The sequence below is a fragment of the Polymorphospora sp. NPDC051019 genome (assembly GCF_040683055.1).
Classification (GTDB): Bacteria; Actinomycetota; Actinomycetes; order Mycobacteriales; family Micromonosporaceae; genus Polymorphospora; species Polymorphospora lycopeni.
This window is the reverse complement of record NZ_JBFBCH010000007.1, coordinates 222,833-245,026: the sequence shown is the minus strand read 5'-3', so window position 1 is coordinate 245,026 and position 22,194 is coordinate 222,833. Positions and strand designations below refer to the sequence as shown.

General features: G+C 71.7%; 23 protein-coding genes. 14 read left to right on the top strand and 9 right to left on the bottom strand.

Features of this window, described 5'->3' with window-relative positions:
* Window positions 1-47 precede the first annotated feature (47 nt).
* Both AB0M79_RS15925 and pheA read left to right on the top strand, forming a co-directional pair.
* Window positions 48-605: a hypothetical protein gene (locus AB0M79_RS15925; RefSeq protein ID WP_364213401.1), complete on the top strand. Its 558-nt coding sequence runs from the start codon at window positions 48-50 to the stop codon at window positions 603-605.
* Window positions 606-638: 33 nt separating this feature from the next.
* Window positions 639-1,595, top strand: coding sequence for a prephenate dehydratase (gene pheA / locus AB0M79_RS15920; RefSeq protein ID WP_364213398.1), 957 nt, complete (start codon window positions 639-641; stop codon window positions 1,593-1,595).
* A gap of 26 nt (window positions 1,596-1,621) precedes the next feature.
* On the opposite strand, the gene AB0M79_RS15915 is transcribed toward pheA, so the two are convergent.
* The 3 genes from AB0M79_RS15915 to AB0M79_RS15905 form a co-directional block, all read right to left on the bottom strand.
* Window positions 1,622-2,338, bottom strand: a complete 717-nt coding sequence (locus AB0M79_RS15915; protein WP_357535038.1) for an AIM24 family protein — start codon at window positions 2,336-2,338, stop codon at window positions 1,622-1,624.
* Between the two features lie 75 nt (window positions 2,339-2,413).
* Complete coding sequence (locus AB0M79_RS15910; RefSeq protein ID WP_364213610.1) at window positions 2,414-2,755, bottom strand: metallopeptidase family protein; 342 nt, start codon at window positions 2,753-2,755, stop codon at window positions 2,414-2,416.
* Between the two features lie 89 nt (window positions 2,756-2,844).
* Complete coding sequence (locus AB0M79_RS15905) at window positions 2,845-3,273, bottom strand: OsmC family protein (protein WP_357535040.1); 429 nt, start codon at window positions 3,271-3,273, stop codon at window positions 2,845-2,847.
* Window positions 3,274-3,351: 78 nt separating this feature from the next.
* On the opposite strand from AB0M79_RS15905, the gene AB0M79_RS15900 reads away from it, so the two are divergent.
* The 4 genes from AB0M79_RS15900 (at window position 3,352) to AB0M79_RS15885 (ending at window position 7,327) form a co-directional block, all read left to right on the top strand.
* Window positions 3,352-4,155 (top strand): hypothetical protein, encoded by an 804-nt coding sequence (locus AB0M79_RS15900; RefSeq protein ID WP_364213394.1) that lies wholly within the window; start codon window positions 3,352-3,354, stop codon window positions 4,153-4,155.
* Between the two features lie 116 nt (window positions 4,156-4,271).
* Entirely contained in the window at window positions 4,272-5,528 is a 1,257-nt protein-coding gene (gene serS / locus AB0M79_RS15895; protein WP_364213392.1) for a serine--tRNA ligase, read from the top strand.
* 153 nt (window positions 5,529-5,681) lie between these two features.
* A complete protein-coding gene (locus tag AB0M79_RS15890) occupies window positions 5,682-6,503 on the top strand; it encodes an HAD family hydrolase (protein WP_364213389.1) in 822 nt (273 codons plus the stop codon).
* Window positions 6,503-7,327, top strand: a complete 825-nt coding sequence (locus AB0M79_RS15885; protein ID WP_364213386.1) for an HAD family hydrolase — start codon at window positions 6,503-6,505, stop codon at window positions 7,325-7,327. Before AB0M79_RS15890 ends, AB0M79_RS15885 begins: the two co-directional genes overlap by 1 nt.
* A gap of 36 nt (window positions 7,328-7,363) precedes the next feature.
* On the opposite strand, the gene AB0M79_RS15880 is transcribed toward AB0M79_RS15885, so the two are convergent.
* Entirely contained in the window at window positions 7,364-7,969 is a 606-nt protein-coding gene (locus AB0M79_RS15880; protein WP_364213383.1) for a bacterial proteasome activator family protein, read from the bottom strand.
* A gap of 238 nt (window positions 7,970-8,207) precedes the next feature.
* Between AB0M79_RS15880 and AB0M79_RS15875 the strand changes: the two genes are divergently transcribed.
* Window positions 8,208-8,996 (top strand): alpha/beta hydrolase, encoded by a 789-nt coding sequence (locus tag AB0M79_RS15875; protein ID WP_364213380.1) that lies wholly within the window; start codon window positions 8,208-8,210, stop codon window positions 8,994-8,996.
* Window positions 8,997-9,084: 88 nt separating this feature from the next.
* On the top strand, window positions 9,085-10,281 hold the full coding sequence (locus AB0M79_RS15870) for an ABC transporter substrate-binding protein (RefSeq protein ID WP_364213377.1): 1,197 nt from the start codon (window positions 9,085-9,087) through the stop codon (window positions 10,279-10,281).
* Between the two features lie 27 nt (window positions 10,282-10,308).
* On the opposite strand, the gene ddaH is transcribed toward AB0M79_RS15870, so the two are convergent.
* Entirely contained in the window at window positions 10,309-11,142 is an 834-nt protein-coding gene (gene ddaH, locus AB0M79_RS15865; RefSeq protein ID WP_364213374.1) for a dimethylargininase, read from the bottom strand.
* Window positions 11,143-11,201: 59 nt separating this feature from the next.
* On the opposite strand from ddaH, the gene AB0M79_RS15860 reads away from it, so the two are divergent.
* Together AB0M79_RS15860 and AB0M79_RS15855 are read left to right on the top strand one after the other, a co-directional pair.
* Complete coding sequence (locus tag AB0M79_RS15860; RefSeq protein ID WP_364213371.1) at window positions 11,202-11,663, top strand: Lrp/AsnC family transcriptional regulator; 462 nt, start codon at window positions 11,202-11,204, stop codon at window positions 11,661-11,663.
* Window positions 11,664-11,717: 54 nt separating this feature from the next.
* Window positions 11,718-13,706: a beta-propeller domain-containing protein gene (locus AB0M79_RS15855; protein ID WP_364213368.1), complete on the top strand. Its 1,989-nt coding sequence runs from the start codon at window positions 11,718-11,720 to the stop codon at window positions 13,704-13,706.
* Between the two features lie 68 nt (window positions 13,707-13,774).
* Here the strand turns inward: AB0M79_RS15855 and AB0M79_RS15850 are convergent, their stop codons facing one another.
* Together AB0M79_RS15850 and AB0M79_RS15845 are read right to left on the bottom strand one after the other, a co-directional pair.
* Complete coding sequence (locus AB0M79_RS15850) at window positions 13,775-14,821, bottom strand: hypothetical protein (protein ID WP_364213365.1); 1,047 nt, start codon at window positions 14,819-14,821, stop codon at window positions 13,775-13,777.
* 112 nt (window positions 14,822-14,933) lie between these two features.
* Window positions 14,934-15,860: a PHB depolymerase family esterase gene (locus AB0M79_RS15845; protein WP_364213363.1), complete on the bottom strand. Its 927-nt coding sequence runs from the start codon at window positions 15,858-15,860 to the stop codon at window positions 14,934-14,936.
* Window positions 15,861-15,943: 83 nt separating this feature from the next.
* Between AB0M79_RS15845 and AB0M79_RS15840 the strand changes: the two genes are divergently transcribed.
* Window positions 15,944-16,516 carry a PadR family transcriptional regulator gene (locus tag AB0M79_RS15840; protein WP_364213360.1) on the top strand — a complete coding sequence of 191 codons (573 nt, stop codon included), beginning with the start codon at window positions 15,944-15,946 and terminating at the stop codon, window positions 16,514-16,516.
* Window positions 16,517-16,564: 48 nt separating this feature from the next.
* A complete protein-coding gene (locus tag AB0M79_RS15835; protein WP_364213357.1) occupies window positions 16,565-18,850 on the top strand; it encodes an FdhF/YdeP family oxidoreductase in 2,286 nt (761 codons plus the stop codon).
* On the opposite strand, the gene AB0M79_RS15830 is transcribed toward AB0M79_RS15835, so the two are convergent.
* A complete protein-coding gene (locus AB0M79_RS15830) occupies window positions 18,810-19,049 on the bottom strand; it encodes a DUF6457 domain-containing protein (RefSeq protein WP_364213354.1) in 240 nt (79 codons plus the stop codon). The genes AB0M79_RS15835 and AB0M79_RS15830 overlap by 41 nt on opposite strands.
* Window positions 19,046-19,948: an NTP transferase domain-containing protein gene (locus AB0M79_RS15825; protein WP_364213351.1), complete on the bottom strand. Its 903-nt coding sequence runs from the start codon at window positions 19,946-19,948 to the stop codon at window positions 19,046-19,048. The genes AB0M79_RS15830 and AB0M79_RS15825 overlap by 4 nt, the downstream gene beginning before the upstream one ends.
* Before the next feature lie 184 nt (window positions 19,949-20,132).
* On the opposite strand from AB0M79_RS15825, the gene fdhD reads away from it, so the two are divergent.
* Window positions 20,133-20,978 (top strand): formate dehydrogenase accessory sulfurtransferase FdhD, encoded by an 846-nt coding sequence (gene fdhD / locus AB0M79_RS15820; RefSeq protein ID WP_364213348.1) that lies wholly within the window; start codon window positions 20,133-20,135, stop codon window positions 20,976-20,978.
* Window positions 20,979-21,093: 115 nt separating this feature from the next.
* Window positions 21,094-22,191: a hypothetical protein gene (locus tag AB0M79_RS15815; protein WP_364213345.1), complete on the top strand. Its 1,098-nt coding sequence runs from the start codon at window positions 21,094-21,096 to the stop codon at window positions 22,189-22,191.
* Window positions 22,192-22,194 lie beyond the last annotated feature (3 nt).

Below are 22,194 nucleotides of genomic sequence, written 5' to 3'. Positions count from 1 at the left end.
CCCGCCACCACATACAATGACGTTCGCCTATGCCAAGGAACCGGTCCGTGCCCCGCGTGCCGCGCCTCGCCGCCGCTTCAGCCTGCGTGCTGGCCGGCGCCGTGCTGCTGGCTGGCTGCGGCACACCGCCGGAGCTGCGGCCCCGGCCGGGCGTACCGGTGCCGTCCGCGAGCGGTTCCAGCGGTCCGAGCGGCCGGCCGGGTGCCGACGCAGGCCGACCGCCGACCGAGTCGACCACCCGCCCCACTCCCGGAATCACCCCCGTGCCCGGCGGCACCCCGTCGCCGAGCTACGGCGGATACGTGGCGGTGAGCTGTGCCGGCAACCCGTCCGGCGCCCAGGTGACCGACCTGCTGCGCCGGTCCCCCGGACTGCTGCGCTCCGACGCCACCGTACGGGTGGTGCGTGAACCCGTGTGCGCCGACACCTGGCAGTACACGGTGGTGGAGGTGAACGTCCCGGGCCGGGGCAGCTCGGCGATGCAGGTCGTCTCCACCGGGCGGGCGGCCAGCCTGATCCTGGTCACGGCCGGCAGCAACGTCTGCAACGCCCGGATCCGGGCGACCGCGCCGGCCGGGATCCGCACCCTGGCCTGCGACGCGTGACTGTCGCCACCGAGGGGTGCGTAGGCTGGGCCCATGCCGGGAACACCACCGACCCGTTTCGTCTACCTGGGCCCGCAGGGCACCTTCGCCGAGCAGGCCCTCCGCACCATCCCGGCCGCCGAGCGCGGTGACCGTACGCCGGCCCGCAGCGTGCCCGAGGCGCTCGACGCCGTACGCGCCGGGGACGCCGACGCGGCGCTCGTGCCGCTGGAGAACTCCATCGGCGGCGCCGTCGGCGTGACGTTCGACGAACTCACCGGCGGCACCCCGTTGATGATCACCCGCGAGGTGGTGCTGCCGGTCGAGTTCGTCCTGGCCGCGCGGACGGGCGTGCACCTCGACGGGGTACGCGCCGTCGCCGCGCACCCGCAGGCGTCGACGCAGTGCCGGGGCTGGCTGCACGACCACCTGCCCGACGCGCAGGTCGTCGACGTGCTGTCGAACGGGGCCGCCGCCGCGGGTGCCGCCGACGGCTCCTACGACGCGGCGATCTGCGCGCCGATCGGAGCCGCCGGGCACCGGCTGGTCGTGCTCGCCGACAAGATCGCCGACCACAGCGACGCGGTGACCCGGTTCGTGCTCGTCTCCCGGCCCGGCCCGCCACCGCCGCCGACCGGCGACGACGTGACCTCACTGGCCGTCTACATCGCCCACGACCGGGTGGGCGCACTGCTCGCGGTGCTGATGGAACTGGCCGTACGCGGGGTCAACCTGACCCGGATCGAATCCCGGCCGACCGGTGAGGCCCTCGGCCGCTACGCGTTCTTCCTCGACTGCACCGGACACGTCGCCGAGGACCGGTTCGGCGAGGCGTTGCAGGGACTGCGCCGGATCTGCGCCGAGGTGCGCTTCCTCGGGTCGTACCCCCGGCACCGCTTTCCGACGACTACGGACGAGCGGCCGGTCCCGGCGCCGGCCGGTCAGTCCGACACCGACTATGCCGACGCCGCGGCCTGGCTCGCCCGACTGCGGTCGGGCGAGCTGACCTGAACCACGGCGGCGGGAAGGGGCGCCCGTCAGCCGAAGATGCCGCTGCCGGACTGCTGGCCGGCACCCCGGACCGGCGCCTCCTCCGACGGCTGCACGATCACGAAGCCCTGACCGGCGAAGCTCATCGTGAACGCCTCACCGGTGGTGCGGCCGATCAGGTTGCCGCCGAGGCCGGTCTGGTCGGCCCGGTGGAAGCCGGTCTGGAGGCTCGCCGACCAGCAGACCGCTGCCTGCGGGTCGACGAACGTGGGCTGGTTGGGGGCGACGTTGAGCACCAGCGGGGTGCCCTTGGTGGTCACCGCGATCCGGCCGTGTCCGGTGAAGACGCAGTTGAACAGCCCGGCGGAGGAGAGCATCCCCATGCCGCTGACCATCTTGATGTCGTACGACAGGGTCGAGTCGAAGGCGAGCACGCTGGAACCGTTGATCGACAAGGCGTCGCCGGGCTCGAGGTCGATCAGGTGGATGTCCGACGCCAGGTCGGCGAGGTAGACCTCGCCACGCCCGGTCAGCTTCATCAGCGGCACACCCTCGCCGGTGAGCTTCTGCTTGAAGAACTTGGCGACGCCACCGGATCCGAGGGCCTTGAACTCGACCTGCCCCTGGTAGGCGACCATCGCGCCGGTGCGGGCCATCACCTCGCCGTTCAGCGACACCTTGAGCATCTTGTGGTTCTGCAGGCTCATGCCGGGCTGGCCCGACGCCTTTTCCAGGTTTTCCGCGGAGAACAGCGCGCTGCGCATGAGGGTTCCTCCTGGTCAGGGATTTCTGAGCCGAGCCTAGGCAGCGCTGGCAAGCACCGGCTCGGCGGGGGCGGCTCAGCCCCAGCCGAGTTCGTGCAGCCGATCGTCGTCGATGCCGAAGTGGTGGGCGATCTCGTGTACGACGGTCACCGCGACCTCTTCGACGACGTCGTCGTCGTTGTCGCAGATCCGCAGGATGGGGTTGCGGTAGATGGTGATCCGGTCCGGCAGTACGCCGCCGTAGTCCCAGCCGCGGGTGGTCAGCGCGTGGCCCTCGTACAGCCCCAGCAGCTCGGGCTCGCCCGGCGGCGTGTCGTCCTCGACGAGGATGACGACGTTGTTCATCAGACCGAGCAGTTCCTCGGGCACTTCGTCGAGGGCTTCGGCAACCAGCTCCTCGAAACGCTCGCGGTTCATCTCGACCGGCACGAACCCATTCTGCCCGGCCGGCCACGGCCGTGTGCTCCCGGTGATCAGGTAGCCGCCCCGACCACCGGGAGAGCCGGTCAGGAAAGACGCGCGGACAGGGTGATCTCGGCGCCCGGCGAGAGCAGGCGGGAGATCGGGCAGTTGGCCTTCGCCGCCTCGGCCAGCTTGGCGAACTCGGCCTCGTCGATTCCCGGCACGTCGCCGACCGTCTCCAGGTCGATGCGGGTGACGGTCATCCCGGCCTCGGTCTTGTCGAAGTGGACCTTCGCGGTGGTCTCCACCGAGGTCGGGGTGTGCCCGGCGTCGGCCAGCCCCTTGGAGAAGGCCATCGAGAAGCAGCCGGCGTGCGCGGCGCCGATCAGCTCCTCGGGGTTGGTGCCCTCTCCCTCCTCGAAGCGGGATTTGAAAGAATAGTTCCCTTCGTAGCCGCCCTTACCAGTGCGGATGGTTCCGGAACCTTCGGTGAGATTCCCCTGCCAGCGGGCGGCTGCGGTGCGAATAGGCATGAAGACGACGCTAGCCCAAACGATCCGGTGATGCGACGATGCGGACGAAGCACCGCGCCGACGCGGGAAGGCGAACGCATGTCCCAGGATCCCCCGACGCCGCCCGCCGACGGTCACCCCGCAGTCGCGCAGTGGGGAGACGACGAACCGGCCGGCGGTAGCCGGGCCGGCCGACTGCTCGCCGCCGTCGGGCGGGACCGCCGGCTCGCCCCCGTCGTCGGCGGGTTGAGCCTGCTGGCCGTCTTCGCCTCGTTCGCCGGCGAATGGGTGATCGCCACCCTGGACATCGGCGGGATCGGCAGCGAACCCCTGGTTCTCACCGCCGGACTGGTCCGGATGGACGCGATCGGAGCCGGATACCTGCTGGGTGTCTTCGTGGTCGTCGGCTGCACCGCGCTGGCCCTCTTCGGCGACGCCGCGGTACGCCACAACGCCCGGGTCGTCGGCCTCGCCGCCGGCGGCACCACCATCGCCGTCCTGGTCGCCGCCACGACAGTGGGCGAGCAGGCCGTGGACCGCTCCTACTTCGCGCCGCAGGGCTCCATCGACGTCGACCAGGGTCGCGGGCTGGTGATGGCGTTCGTCGGCACCATCGGGCTGCTGCTCACCCTCTACCTGATCGGGCGGCTGGCACCCGCCGCCGCGCGCTTCGCCCCGGCCGGGCAGGGCCCCGGCACCGGTCCGGCCGCGACCGACCCCACCGATCCGGGCGACCCCGGCCCGGCAGAACCCGGTCCGGGCAACCCCGGCCCGGCCGGAGACTGGCCCTGGCGCCGGCCACGGCGGTCGCCCGAGCCGACCGATCCCGACGGATCCATGATCGACGTAACGGTCACCCCGGCCGCGCCGTTCATCCGCCCGGACCGGGGCGACCCCCGCTGACCGGTGCCGCCGGCGTCGACCGGCGCGGGCGTACCGGTGGGCGGGCGCCGGCGTCCACCCGCGCCACGGACATATCCCCGTGAGTACGTCGGCGGACACCGGTAGGCTCAGCACCCGTGATTGATCTGCGCCTGCTTCGCGACGACCCCGATGCCGTACGAGCCAGCCAGCGGATTCGCGGTGAGTCCGAGTCGGCGGTCGACGAGCTGCTGCGCGCCGACGAGGAGCGCCGGGCCGCCGTGCAGCGGTTCGAGGCGCTACGCGCCGAGCAGAAGCAGCTCGGCAAGCAGATGCCGAAGGCCAGCGGTGACGAGAAGACCGCGCTGCTGGCGCGTACCAAGGAGCTTTCGGCCGAGGTGAAGGCGGCCGAGGCCGCCGCCGGCCAGGCCGAGCAGGAGCTGCGCCGGGCACACCTGGCCATCCCCAACATCGTGCAGGAGGGCGCGCCGGCGGGCGGCGAGGACGACTTCGTCGTGCTGCGTGAGGTCGGCGAGCGGCCGCAACTGGAGAATCCACGCGACCACCTCGAACTGGGCGAGGCGCTGCGCGCCATCGACGTCGAACGCGGCGCCAAGGTGTCGGGCAGCCGGTTCTACTACCTGACCGGGGTCGGTGCGCTGCTCCAACTCGGCCTGCTCCAGCTCGCGATCGCCCAGTCGGTCGAATACGGCTTCACCCCGGCGATCCCGCCGGTGCTGGTCAAGCCGGAGTCGATGGAGGGGACCGGGTTCCTCGGCGCCCACGCCAGCGAGGTCTACCGGCTGGAGGCCGACGATCTCTTCCTGGTCGGCACCAGCGAGGTGCCGCTGGCCGCCTACCACTCGGGCGAGATCCTGTCGCTCGACGAGCCGGCGCGCTACGCCGGCTGGTCGTCGTGCTTCCGCCGCGAGGCCGGGTCGTACGGCAAGGACGTGCGCGGCATCCTGCGGGTGCACCAGTTCGACAAGGTCGAGATGTTCTCCTACTGCCGGCCGGAGGAGGCCGCCACCGAACACCTGCGCCTGCTGGCGTGGGAGGAGGAGATGCTGGCCAAGGTCGAGGTGCCCTACCGGGTCATCGACGTCGCAGCGGGCGACCTGGGCAGCAGCGCGGCCCGCAAATACGACTGCGAGGCGTGGGTGCCGTCGCAGGGCCGCTACCGCGAGGTCACCTCGACCTCGAACTGCACCACCTTCCAGGCCCGGCGGCTCAACATCCGCTATCGCGACGAGGACGGTCGCCCGCAGATGGCGGCGACGCTCAACGGCACCCTGGCCACCACCCGCTGGCTCATCCCGATCCTGGAGAACCACCAGCAGCCGGACGGCTCGGTGCGGGTCCCCAAGGCGCTCCAGCCGTACCTGGGCGGAAAGGACGTACTGGAACCTCGGTGACGTGCGCAGTTGATCCGTACTTCGCCAGGAAGTCATGGCTGCGTCGCGGAGCGCGAGGTACGGTTGCTGCCCCGCCGTCGCAGGACGGATCCGCCCCGGAGCCACGCCTGCGAAGGGCCGGTCCAGGCCCGCCCCGGCGGTGAAGGAGGAGCCATGCCGCGACCTGGGCTGCCGAAGCTGATCGCCACCGACCTCGACGGAACGCTCGTCCGCAGCGACGAGACGGTGTCCGCCTACACCCACGAGGTCCTCGACCGGGTACGCGCCGCCGGCATCCCGATCGTCGGGGCGACCGGACGCGGTCCGCGGCTGACCGAACTGACCCGCAACGACATCCGCGCCGCCGACTACCTGGTGATGGCCGGCGGCGGCCGGGTCGTCGACCAGGTCGACCCGACCAACCCGGTCGTGCTCCGCGACGAGCGGCTCAGCGCGGCCGTGCTCACCGAACTGCTGAACGCCCTGGAAGACGCGGTCGGCCCGCTGACCGTGATGGTCGAGGCGCTCGACGGGCACGAAGAGCCGCTGTGGGGCGACTTCGACCCGTCGTGGCCCTACCCGGAGCGGTTCCAGGCCCGCAGCCGGGCGGAGTGCCTGTCCGTCGACGTGATCAAGGCGTTCGCGCGTACCGCCGACCACGACGTCGACGCCCTGCTCGACGCCGCCCGGCGGATCATCCCGGTGACCCATGCCACGGTGACCCAGGCCGGGCTGGGCTTCATCGAGATCCTGCCGCCCGGGGTCGACAAGGCCAGCGGCCTGTCGGTGGTCGCCGGGGCGCTCGGCGTCGACCCGGCCGAGGTGCTGGTCTTCGGCGACATGCCCAACGACCTGCCGATGTTCGAGTGGGCCGGCTGGGGACGGGTCGCGGTCTCCAACGCCCACCCGACCGTACGGCGGGCCGCCGACGAGATCGCGCTGCGCAACGACGACGACGGGGTGGCGGTCTACCTCGATCGACTACTGTCCCGTTGATGGGAACACTGCCCCGACTGATCGCAACCGACCTCGACGGCACGCTACTGCGCGCGGACCGCACGGTCAGCGCCCGTACCGCCGCGACGCTGGAGCGGATGTCGGCGGCAGGCACCCACGTCGTCGCGGTCACCGGCCGCCCGGTCCGCTGGCTGGCCGGAGTCTTCGAGCAGCTCAAGGCGCCGCTGCCAGCCGTCTGCGCGAACGGCGCGGTGGTCTACGACCCCGTCGGCGACGAGATCCTGCGCGCCGACCCGCTCGCCCCCGACCTGCTGGCCGAGGTGGTCCGGCGGCTGCGGGCCGAGATTCCCGACGTGATGTTCGCGGTCGAGATCGAAGACGGCCGGCGGATGCTCCACGAGGCGGCCTGGCCGACGCTCTGGGAGGACGGCGACCCCTCGATCCGCCTCGTCGACCTGCCCGACGACCTGCTGACCGCCCCCGCGGTCAAGCTGCTCGCCCGGGCCACCGCCCACCAGGACCCGGACGCCTTCGTCAGGCTCGTCGCGGGCGCGCTCGCCGGGGTGGCCGAGGCCACCCACTCGTCGCGGTCGGGGCTGGTCGAGATCTCGGCGGCCGGGGTGACGAAGGCGGCCGGGCTGGCGTGGCTGTGCACCCGGTACGGGGTGACCGCCGACGAGGTGGTCGCCTTCGGCGACATGCCCAACGACGTACCGATGCTCACCTGGGCCGGCACGGCGGTCGCGGTGGCCAACGCCCACCCGGCCGTACGCGAGATCGCCGACCGGGTGACGCTGTCACACGAAGAGGACGGCGTGGCCGCGTACCTGGAGAGGTTGCTCGCCGACGCGGACCGTGACTGACCGCCGCCGGCGCGGGCCGGCGGCGGTCGCAACGTGTTACAGGTACTGGCCGGTGCTGTGGCCGTTGTCGGCCCCCGGGGCACCGGGCATCCCCGGCATCATCTGCGCACCGCCCGGGCCGACCGGCAGCGCCGCCCGCCCGCCCTGGCGCATCTGCTCCAGCTGAAGGCGGGCCGCCATCTGCTGGGCCACCAGCGTCGCCTGGATGCCGTGGAAGAGCCCTTCCAACCAGCCGACGAGCTGGGCCTGGGCCACCCGCAACTCACCCTCGCTCGGGGTGGCACCCTGCTCGAACGGCAACGACAGCCGGTCCAGTTCCTCGCGCAACTCAGGGGCCAGGCCGTCCTTGAGTTCGGCGATCGACCGCTGGTGGATCTCGCGCAGCCGGTGCCGGCTGGCCTCGTCCAGCGGCGCGGCGCGGACCTCCTCCAGCAGCTGCTTGATCATGCTGCCGACCCGCATCACCTTGGCCGGCTGCTCGATCAGACGACCCGGGTCCTCCTCGCCGTCGCCGTCGCCGTCGGCCTCGACGGTGCCGACCGGCCGTCCGTCCGGTCCGACCACGACAACCGTGGAGGGCCGACCGGCGCCCGGTCGGGCCGCCTCGTCGATTTCCTCAGGGGTACGGGGCTCCTCGGTCATCTGGTTCCCTCGCTTCGATCGGTCATGCGACACCTCGCTTCGCTCGACGATCGCACGACTGCTGACTGCGCCGGCTGATTCCCTCGCTCCGCTCGGTCATCACCCCATCTTCGCGCAGCGGCGACGGGGGGCGGGGCGCGGGTCGGACTGGTGCATGATCCTGGTGATCAGGGGCTGGCAGACCCGACGCGCCGCCGACACGCGCGACGTACTCCCTGATCACGGGGACCATGGGGGGATGAGCAGTGATCCACGTTCCGTACTCAGCCGCCCCGCGCCGCCGCCGGACGCGACCGTCCGCTACGGCGGGCACCCGGACCAGATCGCCGACGTACGACTGCCGGGCGGGACGGGTCCGGTCCGGCCGCTCGTCGTGGTCGTGCACGGCGGGTTCTGGCGGGCGGAGTACGACCGTACCCATACCGGTCCCCTCGCCGCCGACCTGGCCGGCCGGGGCTATCCGGTCGCGCAGCTGGAGTACCGGCGTACCGGACAGCCCGACGGCGGCTGGCCCACCACCCTCGACGACGTCGCGGCCGGCATCGACGCCCTGCCCCGGCTGGTCGCCGAACTCGGGGTCGCCGACGGCGGGCCACCGATCCTGCTCGGTCACTCGGCCGGCGGGCACCTGGCCCTGTGGTACGCCGCCCGGACCGCCGCCGAGCTGCGCGGGGTGGTGGCTCTCGCCCCGGTCGCGGACCTGGCCGAGGCGTACCGGCTCGACCTGGACGGCGGCGCGGTGGCCGACCTGCTCGGCGGCGGCCCGGACGAGGTGCCCGACCGGTATGCGCTGGCGGACCCGTCCGCCCCGGCGCTACCCGTACCCGGATCACCGTGCGTGATCATCCATGGTCTGGCGGACGTACAGGTGCCGGTCGGGATCAGCCGCCGGTACGTCGACTCGCTGGCCGGGCGCGGCGCCGAGGTCACGCTCGTCGAGCTGCCCGATGTAGAACATTTCGGGCTCATTGATCCGGCCTCCGCGGCCTGGCCCGAGGTCACAGCCGGGTTGCTGACCCTGCACTGACGATCAACTTGCATTGACGCAGCGTCGTGAGAGGGGTAGAACGCCGGAGGGGCCGTGAGCAGGCCCACGACCAACGGGAGGCAGTCGCGTGTCGCACCTCGATCGCCGGCAGGCACTCAAACTCCTCACAGCGCTCGGCGCGGGTGGGTTTGTCGCCGCTTGCGGCGCCGACGGCGACCCGGAGACGGGCGATCCGGTGAGCGACGTACCGGTCAAAATCGGTCTGGTGGCCCCGCAGACCGGCGGCTACAAGCCGATCGGCGACGAGATCGTCAACGGCTTCCAGCTCTTCCTCGACCTCAACGGGCGGCGGCTCGGCGGCCACCCGGCCGAACTCCTGATCGTCGACGAGGGGGAGACCCCGGAGGCCGGGCGGACCGCGGTCGAAGGGCTGCTCCAGCAGGACGTGCTCGCCCTGACCGGGGTGGCCAACTCGTCGGTGATGCTCGGCATCAGGGACGTCGTCGAGCAGGCCCGGGTGCCCCTGATCGGCTCCGACGCCTCCCCGTCGACCATGCAGGGCGTCGTCTACATCTGGCGCACCTCGTACGTCAACGACGAACCCGGCCGCGCCCTCGGGCCGTACGTGGCCGACCAGGTGTCCAGCGCCGGCCGGGTGGCGATGATCGCGCCGGACTATCCGGCCGGCCGGGACGCGGTCACCGGGTTCCGGGAGGGATTCGGGGCGTCCGACCCACGCATCTCGTCCCCGGTCATCTGGACCACGTTCAACACCAGCCCGGGCCGGGACTTCTTCGCGTCCGACATCGCCCAGCTCCGGGCGCTGAACCCGGAGGCGGTTTTCTGCTTCTACGCCGGCGACGCGGCCGTCGAGTTCATCAAGCAGCTTCGGGCCGCGGGCTACCGCAAGGTCGTCTACGCGCCCGGTTTCCTGACCGAGGGCACCGTGCTGGACGAGCTGGGTAGGGACGCGGAGAACATCTTCACCGCGCTGAACTACTCCGCCGACATCAACAACGCCGCCAACCGGCGGTTCGCGTCGAGCTACCGCAAGAGCCACGGGTCGTCGCCGACCACCTACGCGATGGCGTCGTACGACGCGGCGCAGGTGCTCGACAAGGCGATCCGGCTGGTCGGCGACGACCTGAACCCGCAGCAGGTCAACCTGGCGCTGGGCCGGGTCGGCCAGATCGACAGCCCGCGCGGCCCGTGGCAGTTCAACCAGCCGCGCACCCCGCAGCAGATGTGGTATCTGCGCGAGGTGCGCCGCGACGGTCAGGTGCTGTCGAACGTGCTGATCACCGAGCTGGCGACGCTGGGCTGAGCCACCGGACGGGGTGGCGCCGGGAGGTCAGGGGCGCAGCTCGGCGACGCAGCACTTGATGCTGCCGCCGCCCTTCTTCAGCTCGGCGAGTTCGACCGGCACCGGCCGGTAGCCGGCGGCGGCCAGCTGCTCGGCCAGACCGGTCGCCTCGGCCGGCAGCACCACGTTGCGCCCGTCGCTGACCAGGTTGAGGCCGAAGGCCAGCGCGTCCGCGTCCGCGGCGACGATCGCGTCCGGGAAGAGCTGGCGCAGCACCGTCTGCGAGGCCGACGAGAACGCCGTCGGGAAGTAGGCGATGTTGCTGTCGTCGATCGAGGCCAGCGCCGTGTCGAGGTGGTAGAAGCGCGGGTCGGTCAGATGCAGCGACACCACCGGGCGGGCGAGCACCTCCTGTGCCTCGGCGTGCGCGGCCGGGTCGGTCCGGTAGCCGTAGCCGGCCAGGACGAGTCCGCCGTACGCCTCGGGCAGGTAGGTGAAGTCGCCCTCGCCCTCGTTGGTCTCGCTCGGCGCGACGTATCGCCAGCCGAGCCGATCGTAGAACTCCCGGTGCAGGGCGGCCTCGGCCGTACGCTGCGGATGCTTGAAGCGGGCGCCGTAGACGGTGCCGTCGACGCTGAATGCCCCGTTGGCGGCGAAAACCATGTCGCGCAGGCCCGGCTCGGGCGGCAGGACGTGCACCTCGTGCCCGAGGGAGAGCAGCGTCTCGCGCAGGCCGGTCCACTGCTTCAGGGCCAGTTCGGTGTCGACCGGCGTGGCCGTGTCCATCCACGGGTTGATGGCGTATTCCACCGCGAAGTGCTCAGGCGGGCAGATGAGGTATGTCCGCTTCCGAGGCATCCGATGCTGGGTCACGGAAACCAAGGGTAGGTAGGCTGTTACGCCGATAACAGCCGCGATTATTGCTTCCAAGGGGCGGAACGTTGCAGATGGACAGCGTCGATCAGCGGATCGTTGCGTCGCTTGTGGCTGACGCGCGAGCCTCGTACGCGGAGATCGGTGCCCGCGTCTCCCTCTCCGCACCGGCGGTGAAACGACGGGTCGACCGGCTCCGATCGGCCGGGGTGATCAAGGGGTTCACCGCGGTCGTCGACCCGGCAGCGGTCGGGTGGACCACCGAGGCGTTCGTCGAACTCTTCTGCACCGGCCGGACCACCCCCGCCCAACTGTCCGTCGCGACCCGGCGGCACCCCGAGGTGGTCGGCGCGTACACGGTCTCCGGTGAGGCCGACGCGCTCGTGCACCTGCGGGCGGCCGACATCGCCCACCTGGAGCAGGCCCTCGAACGGCTGCGGGCCGAACCGTTCGTCACCTCGACCCGGAGCATGATCGTGCTGTCCCGGCTGGTCGACTCGCCCGCCGTGGTGCCCGGCACATCGGTCTGAAAGTCGCCCCGGCCCGGAGGGAACGGCCGGGCCACGGGTTACGTCGTACCCCGCATGAGACCAGAAGGCCGGGTCCGACGGCGGTCCCGGAGCGCCGCCACCGGCGTGCTCGTCGGCCTCACGCTCCTGGCCGGATGCACGTCGGCGGCACCACGACCGGCGCCCGTCGACCCGGGCGTGCCCGGCGGCGGATTCCGGCTCGTCGCGTTCGACTCGTGCGCCGAGGCGCTGGCCGGGCTGCGGACGGCCGCCCGGGCGTACGTCGGCCCCTGGGGTTTCGGCGGCCCGGTCCGGGCCGACATGACCGGCGGCGGGCGGGAAGCGGTGACCGCCGAGCGGGCCGCTCCCGGTGCCGGGGCGCCGGACCCGCCCGCCTTCTCGGGCACGAACACCCACGAGGCCGGGGTCGACGAGCCCGATCTGGTCAAGACCGACGGCCGGCGCATCGTCACGGTCGGCGGCGGGGTGCTGCACGTCGTCGATCCGGCGACCCGCCGGGTCACCGGCCGGCTCGACCTCGGCACGTCCACCGACGACCCGGCCCGGTGGGCCGACGCCAGCCTGCTGCTGCACGGCGACCGGGCGCTCGTCCTGGTGCCCGAACCGTGGGCCGCCCGCCCGGTCGGCATCGTCCCGGGTCGCCCGGGTCCGGCGACCCCGTTGCCGGAGGGTACGCCGACCGGGCCGCGCCTGGTCCTCGTCGACCTCGCCGGACAGCCGAGGGTGGTCAGCGACTTCCGCGTCGACGGCGGGCTGGTCGACGCGCGCCAGGTCGGTCCGACCGCCCGGGTCGTGGTGCGCTCGGCACCCCGGCTCGACTTCCCGTCGGTCGACCAGGGTTCCGACGACGAACGGCTCGCCGCCAACCAGGCGGTGATCGACCGGGCGCCGATCGAGGACTGGTTGCCCCGCTGGGCGGTCACCGACGATGGCCGGACCAGCACCGGAAGCGTCGACTGTGGACAGGTGACCCGGCCGGCGACGTACTCCGGCACCTCGATGGTGACCCTGTTCAGCTTCGATCTCGCGGCCACCACGCTCGGCGACGGGTCGCCGGTCACCGTCGTCGCCGACGGCGACACCGTCTACTCCAACGGCGCCAACCTCTACATCGCCAGCGACCAGCGCTGGCGGGTCCTGCCGGCACTCCAGGAACGGGAGCGCGACCCGAAGCCCGAGGATCAGCGGACCGAGATCTACCAGTTCGACACCACCGGGCCGGACCGGCCGCGCTACGTCACCGCCACCTCGGTGCCCGGCTGGCTGATCAACCAGTACGCCATGTCGGAGTGGAACGGCCATCTGCGGGTCGCCACCACAAGTGGCCGGGACTGGGGGGCGCGGCCGAAGTCCACCTCCTCGGTGTATGTGCTCCGCGCCGACGGCGGCACCCTGCGGGAGACCGGTCGGGTCACCGGGCTCGGCCCCGGCGAGCGCATCTACGCCGTACGTTTCGTGGCCGGCACCGGATACGTGGTGACGTTCCGGGAGACCGACCCGCTCTACACGGTCGACCTGCGCGACCCCGACCGGCCGAAGGTCCTCGGTGAGCTGAAGATCCCCGGCTACTCCGCCTATCTGCACCCGGTCTCGGACAGCCGGCTGCTCGGGATCGGCCAGGACGCCACCGAGGAGGGCCGGCGGCAGGGCACCCAGGTCTCGTTGTTCGACGTCGGCGACCTGGCCCGGCCGACCCGCCTCGCCCAGCACCACGTACGCAACGGCAACTCGGAGGCCGAGTTCGACCCGCACGCGTTCCTCTACTGGCCCGCCAAACGGCTGGTGGTGGTGCCGTTGACGACGTACGACCCGGGCCGGCGGGGCGCACCGGACGCCGGGGCGCTGGCGCTGCGGGTGTCCGACGACGGATTCACCCCGGTCGGCACGGTCCGGCATTCGGCGTCCACACCGGACATCCACGGGACCGGCATGATCCGGCGTTCGCTGGTGGTCGGTGACGTGCTGTGGACCGTCTCCGACAGTGGCCTGCAGGCCAACAATCTATCCACACTGGACACCCTGGGCTGGGTGCCGACGACCTGATTCCCCCTCCCCCGGACGGTGGGGCCCGGTCTCGGGGTTTCCGGGCCTCACCGTCCGTCAAGCGGAGGTCAGAGATACATCCCGGTGCGGTGGCCGCCGGTGTCACGCTGGGCCGGCTTGTCGGCGTCGCCGAAGAACCGCTTGCCGCCGAACTCGCCGTGCAGCCGGTCGTCCAGTTCGTCGGCCAGCCCCATCATCACCTGCACCGCGAGCATCAGGTGGGTGGCCTGGAAGTTGCGGCCGAAGACCGGGATCGACGCCCAGACCGTGTCGTTGACGCAGTAGAGGCGACCGATCGGCATCCGGTTGGTCAGCTCGGACAGCTTGACGTAGAGCTGCTCGGTCGGCTCGACCTCGGTCAGCACCGGCGAGAAGACGTCGACGAGCGGCGGGTTGTCGCGTACGCGTACGAAGACCATCGCCGAACCGGCGCGGATGCCGATGTCGCCGTCCGCGTCGACCTGCAGCTCCTCCGGCGGGGTCTTGAGCAGGGTGGCGACGACGGTACGGACCCGCTCGGCGAGGTCGAGCTGCTCCTCGCTGGCCGGAACCGTGCTGGGCGCGCCGGCGAGCGCGTTGTCGAGATCGAAGCCGTGGTCCTCGGGGCGCAGTTCGTGCCGGGCGGTGCCCAGCGGGTCGGCCGGGATCGGCTCGTCGTCGGCGTCGTGCACCAGGTAGACGAGGAAGGCGGGATGCGGGGCGTGGTAGACGTCACGCAGGGTGCGGGAGACGGTGACGGCCAGGCTGCCGGCCTCGGCGCGGGTGGCCTGGATGCCGAACGAGTCGCCGGATCCCTCGACCACTCCGGGCGGCGACCAGCCGAGCGCGACCAGGTCGGCGACGGCCGTCCGGTCCATCCGGTAGCCGGCGGGCAGGGCGGCGTTGCCGACCGCGAGCGCACCGAGCCGGTCCTGCTCGTCGATGCGGATGCTGACCGAGTAGACGGCGTCGCCGGTGCCGGACGCGGTCGGATCGAGGGTGAGGTCGACCTGCGCACCGGCCGGCAGGGTACGCAACGAGTCGGCGAGCGCCTGGGCGAAGTCCTGCCACGCCTGCGTCACCTTCGCCCGCAGGTCGGAAGTGCTCGGATCGTCGAGCAGGATGTGCTCCGTCATGACATCTCACTCCGCTCGCCCATGATCGCGTCCGTCCGTCGTGCATACCCTACCCAGCGCGAGCGGCCGTCGACATGCCCCGTTTCGGCCGGTGGATCGGCCTGACGAAGGCTCAGCGGCGGTGCCGGACGAAGAAGTCCCAGATCACCTCGTTGGCGTCGACGGCGACCGGCGGGTAGGCGGGTGATCCGGGCCAGGCGTGCCCCATGTCGGTGACGACGTAGTCGACGATCTCGCTGCCGTCGGCGCACTTCGCGGTGGTCCGCCCGACGCCGCGGCCGGGGTCGACGAAGGCCGGGCGGCCCGGCCGGCAGGCGAGGTTGTCCCGCCACCGGCCGATGCCCTCGATCATGCTGGCGTGGGACCGGTCCGACGTGCCGACGAAGGTGATCACGGAAACCGGCCGGGGTGGCTTGTAGCCGCTGTCGTCGTACGCCCGACCGCCGGTGAAGCCGCCGCTGACCGGCGCCACGGCGGCGAAGACGTCGCTGCCCTCCACCGCCAGCTTCCAGGCCATGTTGGCCCCGGCGGAGAAGCCGGTGGCGTAGACCCGGGCCGGGTCGACGCCCCAGGTGGCGACGAGTTCGCCGACCAGGTGGCGGAGGAATCCGACGTCGTCGGCGTCGGTGCAGCAGCCGATGCCGTTCCAGGCCCGCTGCGGGGCGTTGGGATAGGCGACCAGGAACCCGTGGCGGTCGGCGGTGGCGTCCAGCCGGCTCGTCTCCCGTACGGCGGTGGCGTTGCTGGGCCGGCCGTGCAGCACCACGACGAGCGGGGTGGGGGTGCCGGGCCGGTAGCCGGGCGGGGCGTGCAGGAGGGTGTCCCGGGTCCGGCCCTCCCAGGGCAGGTGCAGGGTGTGGTCGCCGGGAGCCGGTGACGGCGGTGGAGCGGTGGGCGTATCCGATCGGGTCGCCGGCGCGGTGGTGGCCGGCGCGGCGGCCCCCGTCGGGGCGGCGGGTCCGGGGTCCGGACCGCCGCAGCCGGCCGCGCCGGCCGCGAGCACCAACACGTACGCGATGAGCCGCGTGATCCGTCGCATGGCGCCCCTCCTCCTCTATGTCACTTCTGACATGGCACTATGTCAACCCAGACATAGTTACGTCGTCGCCAGGAGGTAACGGTTTGGCCACCGTCAGCACGCTCGGCTACGCGCTGCTGTGCGTGCTCCACCGCGGGCCACTCACCGGCTACGACATCGTGCGGCGGATGCGGCGACCGATCGGCTACTACTGGACCGCACAGCAGAGCCAGATCTATCCCGAACTGGCCCGCCTGTCGGCCGCCGGCCTCATCGAGCACGAGGCGGACAGCGGACCCGGGCCGCGACAGCGCAAGACCCACCGGATCACCACCGCCGGCCGGGAGGCACTCGCCGAGTGGCTGGTGCGGCCCGCGGTCGTACGCCCGCCACGCGACGAGACCGTGCTCCGGACGTACGCGCTGGCCATGGCCGACCCGACCGCGATGCGGGAGATGTACCTCGCCGAGGCGGAAACGTACGAGCGCCAACTGGCCGACTTCACCGGGCAGCACGCCGAACTCGCCGCCCGCGGCGCCGGCGATCCCACCCATCCGGAGTTCGGCGCGTACGCCACCCTGGAGTTCGCCCTGCTGCGTTACCCGTCTCGCATCCAGTGGTGCCGATGGCTTGCCGACCGGCTCGCCGAGCTGGCCAGCCGAAACGCCAAGCCGTAGGCCGATCGGCCATCGACCCCGACCGGCAGACTGTGAGATGGTTCAGGCATGGCGAAGAAGCCGCCGCGCGACGACGCCGGCGACCGTGACCTGCGGATCAGCCCACCGAAGCGGTCGGCCGCCGGGCTCCCCGGCGTCACCCACGCGCTCGCCGACGGGCTCGCCCAGATGGGCGTACGGCGCACCGCGCTGACCCTGCTCAAGATCAATCAGGCCGACGGGTTCGACTGCCCCGGCTGCGCCTGGCCCGAGCCGGCACCCGCCAAACGGTCCCATGCCGAGTTCTGCGAGAACGGCGCCAAGGCCGTCGCCGAGGAGGCGACGCTGCGCCGGATCGGCCCCGACTTCTTCGCCGCCCACCCGATCTCCGAACTCGCCGGGAAGTCCGACCACTGGCTCGGCCAGCAGGGCCGGCTCACCACACCGATGGTCCGCCGCCCCGGCGCCGACCACTACACGCCGATCGCTTGGGACGAGGCGTTCGAACTCACCGCCTCCCACCTGCGGGCCGCCGCGCCGGACGAGGCACTGTTCTACACCTCCGGCCGTACGTCGAACGAGGCCGCCTTCCTCTACCAGTTGCTCGCCCGCGCCCACGGCACCAACAACATGCCGGACTGCTCCAACATGTGCCACGAGTCGTCCGGCGTGGCCCTGACCGGCACCATCGGCATCGGCAAGGGCTCGGTCACCCTCGACGACATCCACCGGGCCAAACTGATCGTCGTCGTCGGGCAGAACCCCGGCACCAACCACCCCCGGATGCTCTCCGCCCTCGAACACGCCAAGCGGACCAACGGCACGAAGATCATCGCCGTCAACCCGCTGCCCGAGGCCGGCCTCCGCCGCTTCCGCAACCCGCAGCGGCCGGACGGCATCGTCGGGCCGGGCACCGCGCTCGCCGACGAGTTCCTGCAGATCCGCGTCGGCGGCGACCTCGCCCTCTTCCAGGCGATCGGGGCCCTGCTGGTCGAGTGGGACGCCGTCGACCCGGCGTTCGTCGCGGCCCACACCACCGGCCACGACGACTACGTCGACGCGCTGCGCAAACTCGACTGGGACGACGTGATCGCCTCGACCGGCCTGACCCGGGCCGAGATCGAGACCGCGGCCCGGATGTTCGCCGACTCCGAAGCCACGATCGTCTGCTGGGCCATGGGGCTCACCCAGCGCCGCGACTCGGTCGGCGCCATCCGCGAGATCGTCAACGTGCAACTCCTGCGCGGCATGCTCGGCAAGCCCGGCGCCGGCCTCTGCCCGGTCCGCGGCCACTCCAACGTCCAGGGCGACCGGACCATGGGTATCTGGCACGAGACGCCGTCGTGGGCCGGCCGGCTCGGCGAGTTGCTGTCGGTCGACATGCCGACCAGGCACGGGTACGACACCGTCGAGGCGATCCGGGCGATGCGCGACGGCCGGGCGAAGGTCTTCGTCGCCCTGGGCGGCAACTTCGCCGCCGCCACCCCGGACACCGACGTGACGCTGGCCGCCCTGCGGTCCACCCCGCTGACCGTCCACGTGTCGACGAAGCTCAACCGCTCGCACGTCGTACCCGGAGAGACGTCGCTGATCCTGCCCTGCCTCGGCCGGACCGAACGGGACGTGCAGGCGTCCGGCGAGCAGTTCGTCACCGTCGAGGACTCGATGTCGGCGGTGCACTCGTCCCGGGGGCGGCTCGCCCCGGCCTCCGACTCGCTGCTGTCGGAGATCTCGATCGTGGCCCGGCTGGCCCGGGCACTCATGCCGGACTCCACCATCCCGTGGGAGACGTACGAGGCCGACTACCGGGCGATCCGCGAGATCATCGCCGCCGTCGTACCCGGCTTCGAGAACTTCGAGGCCCGGGTGTCGCGACCCGGCGGCTTCACGCTGCCGCACCCGCCCCGCGACCGGCTGGCCTTCGACACTCCGTCCGGCCGGGCCCACTTCACCGTCAACGAACTGTCGGTGATCCGGGTGCCGGAAGGACGGCTGCTGCTCCAGACGATGCGCAGCCACGACCAGTACAACACCACCATCTACGGCATGGACGACCGCTACCGGGGCGTCAAGGCCGGCCGGCGGGTGGTGTTCGTCAACCCCGACGACCTGGCCGCACTGGGGTTCACCGACGGCGAACTCGTCGACATCGTGTCGGAGTGGTCCGACGGGGTCGAACGGCGGGCACCGGCGTTCCGGGTGGTCTCCTACCCGTCGGCGCGCGGCTGTGCCGCGACCTACTTCCCCGAGGCGAACGTGCTGGTGCCGCTCGATTCGACGGCGGTCGGCTCGAACACACCGACCTCGAAGCAGATCATCGTTCGGCTGGAGCCTGCTCCAGCGCAAGCGCGCTGAGGCGGGCCGCCGCCCGGGCCGGGTCGGCACCGCGACCGACCGCCAGCCCGAGCAGGTAGGCGGTCACCGGGGCACCGGGCCGGATCACGTGGTGTGCGACGTCGCGGGCCAGGTCCAGCACCACCGGTACGTCGACCTCGGTCGGATCGAGTCCCAGTTCGGCGCAGGCGGTCGTGACCCAGTCGTCCAGTGCCGTCATCGCGTCCACTCCTCCGCCCGCCGTACGTCGTCGACAGTGTCGCAGTCGAACCATGGCGGCGGGGCGTTCCCGGTCCGGGTCGGGCTGTTCTCCTCCCGACCGGTCGGGTCGTTCCCCTCCGGACCGGTCGGGTCGGGCCGGCCCGGGCTGCCGGAGTCGATCCCCCACGTCACCTCGGCGACGTCGAGCCCGTCGAGCAGCGCGCGCATCGACGCGCCGACCAGCGTCCCGCCCCGGGTCTCGGCGAGCCGGGCCGTCGCGGCCAGCAGCGAGTCGATCCGCCACACACCGCACAGCAGTTGCCGGCGGCCGTTCCCGTCGACGAAGAGCGCCCCGTCGCGGGTGCAGTGCCGACGCAGCGACGCCACCGCCTCCGCGGTGAGGAACGGCAGGTCGGCGGCGAGCACCGCGACCAGTTCCGGCCGGGGCGCGGTGTGGGTGAGGTGTGGCGCGGACGGGGCGACGACCGCCTCGGGCCGGGCAACGGCCACGGCCGGGTGGGCGATCGGCGCGACCGGCAACGGGTGCGAGCCGGGCAGGGCGGTCGGGGTCGGGGTGACCGTGACGGACGGGTCGGCCGTGGACAGGTCGGCGGTGTCCCCGGTGAAACGGTCGGAGATGTCTCTGCCGGGCCGGACGGACGCCGCCATGGTCAGCCGGGCGAGGCCGGCGGCCAGCGCGGCGACCGGTCCGGAGCCCGGTGGGTCCTCCCGGGCGGTCAGCACGTCGGCCGGCAGACCGTCCGGGGGACCGACGACGATCCGTGGGTGCGCGTCGGCGACGGCGGCGAGGACGCGGTCCCGCATCGGCCGGCCGCCGACCGGTACGGCCGGCTTGTCGACCCCGGCCATCCGGCGGGCAGCCCCACCGGCGAGCAGCACCGCCGCGTACTGGTCCACCGCCCCACGGTAGCCGCCCCGTACGTCCTCACGATCGGAGGTACGCGGCGGTGTTTCCGGGCTGCGTGATCGTCTGCGGGTGAGGCGTTCCGTGGCCGGCGTGTCGACGGTCTGAGCCGCAGACGATCGAGACGCCATGACCGGGGCGGGGCCGGCACGCCGTCCGGCGAGGCAAGATGGCGGGATGGGACGGGCGACGGATCGGCGTACGGTGCTGCGGATCGACACTGCGGCGCAACCCGCCGCCCGGCGCCGGCCGGACACGCTCAGCGCCGAGGAGCCGCTGGAGATCCGGGTCGGCCGGGCCGGTCCCGACCGGCGGCGGCCGCTCGCCGTGACGATGCGTACGCCGGGCGACGACCTCGACCTGGCGATGGGTTTCCTGCTCACCGAGGGCCTGATCGGCGCCACCGACGACGTGGTGACCGCCCAACTGTGCGCCGGCACCGACACCCCGAACACCTACAACGTCGTCGACGTGGTGCTCGCCGACGGGCTGCCGGAGCCGCAGACCGACCCGTCCCGCAACTTCTACACGACCAGCTCGTGCGGGGTGTGCGGCAAGGCGAGCATCGACGCGATCCGTACCCGGTCGCGGTTCGCCGTCGACACCGATCCGCTGACGGTGCCGGCGGAGCTGCTGACCGTGCTGCCCGACCGGTTGCGGGCGGCGCAGCGGGCGTTCGAACGCACCGGCGGACTGCACGCCGCCGGCCTGTTCACCGGGGACGGGGACCTCGTCGTGCTGCGCGAGGACGTCGGCCGCCACAACGCGGTCGACAAGGTGGTGGGCTGGGCGCTCCGGGAGCAGCGCCTGCCGCTGCGGGACCATCTGCTGCTGGTTTCCGGGCGGGCCAGTTTCGAGCTGACCCAGAAGGCGTGGATGGCCGGGATTCCGCTGCTGGCGGCGGTGTCCGCGCCGAGCACGCTCGCCGTCGACCTGGCCGCCGAGGCCGGGATGACACTGGTCGGCTTCCTGCGCGGCACCACGATGAACGTCTACACCCGGCCGGACCGGATCACCACGTGAGCACTCGCCTGAAGTCCGGCCCTTCTGGCTGCAGAACACCGACCGGCGATCCCGTGTTTGCTATATAGGCGAGTTTGCGATAGCCGCAAACTCGCCAGCATGGCAAACTAGAGCAGTGAGTTTGACGGATAGTAAGCGCCTGCTGAGCCAGGCGTGGCAACAACTGGTGACGCTTCTGCCGGAATACCTCGAGCTCAGCGACGTGACGGACGGTCAACCGGGTGCTGACGTAGCCGTTGACAGGCTGTGGAGGGTGCGAACCACCGACGGTAGCGAAAGCCTCATCTTCGTCGTCGCGAAGAACTCTCTGGAACCGCGGGATGCCGGGCGCCTGCATGCCCAGGGGACAGAACCGGGTCGACTGACGGCGCAACAACCCGTCACCCTCCTGCTCGTCGCGCCGTGGTTGAGCGCTCGGTCACGGGAACTGCTTGAGCGGCAAGGCTGCTCCTATCTCGATCTGACCGGCAACGTCAACTTCCGGGTCGAGCGACCGGCCGTCTATCTGCGACTGCAAGGAGCTGACCGCAATCCCGACCCGAGGCTGCGTCCGCCGGTCCGGTTGTCCGGCGCGAAGGCGCGAAGGCTGGTGCGGTTACTTGTCGATTTCGCTCCGCCCTACCGGTTGACCGACCTCGCACGGGCCGGGGATCTGAACCGGGGCTACGTCTCCAGTCTGCTCAACACATTGGACGAACAAGCGCTCCTCGAGCGTGATCGAAGGGGGGTCGTCGAAGACGTCGACTGGCCGGCGCTACTCGTGGCCGCAGCGAGCCCGTACGATCTTTTGCGCAATAATCCAGGCGAACTCTTTATCTCACCAGTGGGTGCGGCCAACCTGTACCACCAGCTTGGCGATGCGGCTCCAAGAGCGGTTGTGACCGGCTCATTCGCGGCATCGGCCATCGCGCCGGTCGTCGCGCCGACGCAGTTGGTCCTCTATGTGGAAGACACCTCTGCCGTTTCTCGGCTTGGCCGTCTACTTCCAGCAGACCGAGGAGCCGACGTAGTGCTCCTGCGGCCAGAGGATCCTATGCAGGTCGAGCGAACGCGGCCGGTGACCGGACGCATACACGTCGGATTGAGCCAGTTGGTGCTGGACTGCCTCGGCGGCAACGGCCGACTTCCGGAAGAAGGACGGGCAGTTTTGGAGTGGATGCGCACAAACGAAAGCGACTGGCGGCGCCGAGATTTTCCTGGCTTCGATGACTAAGGT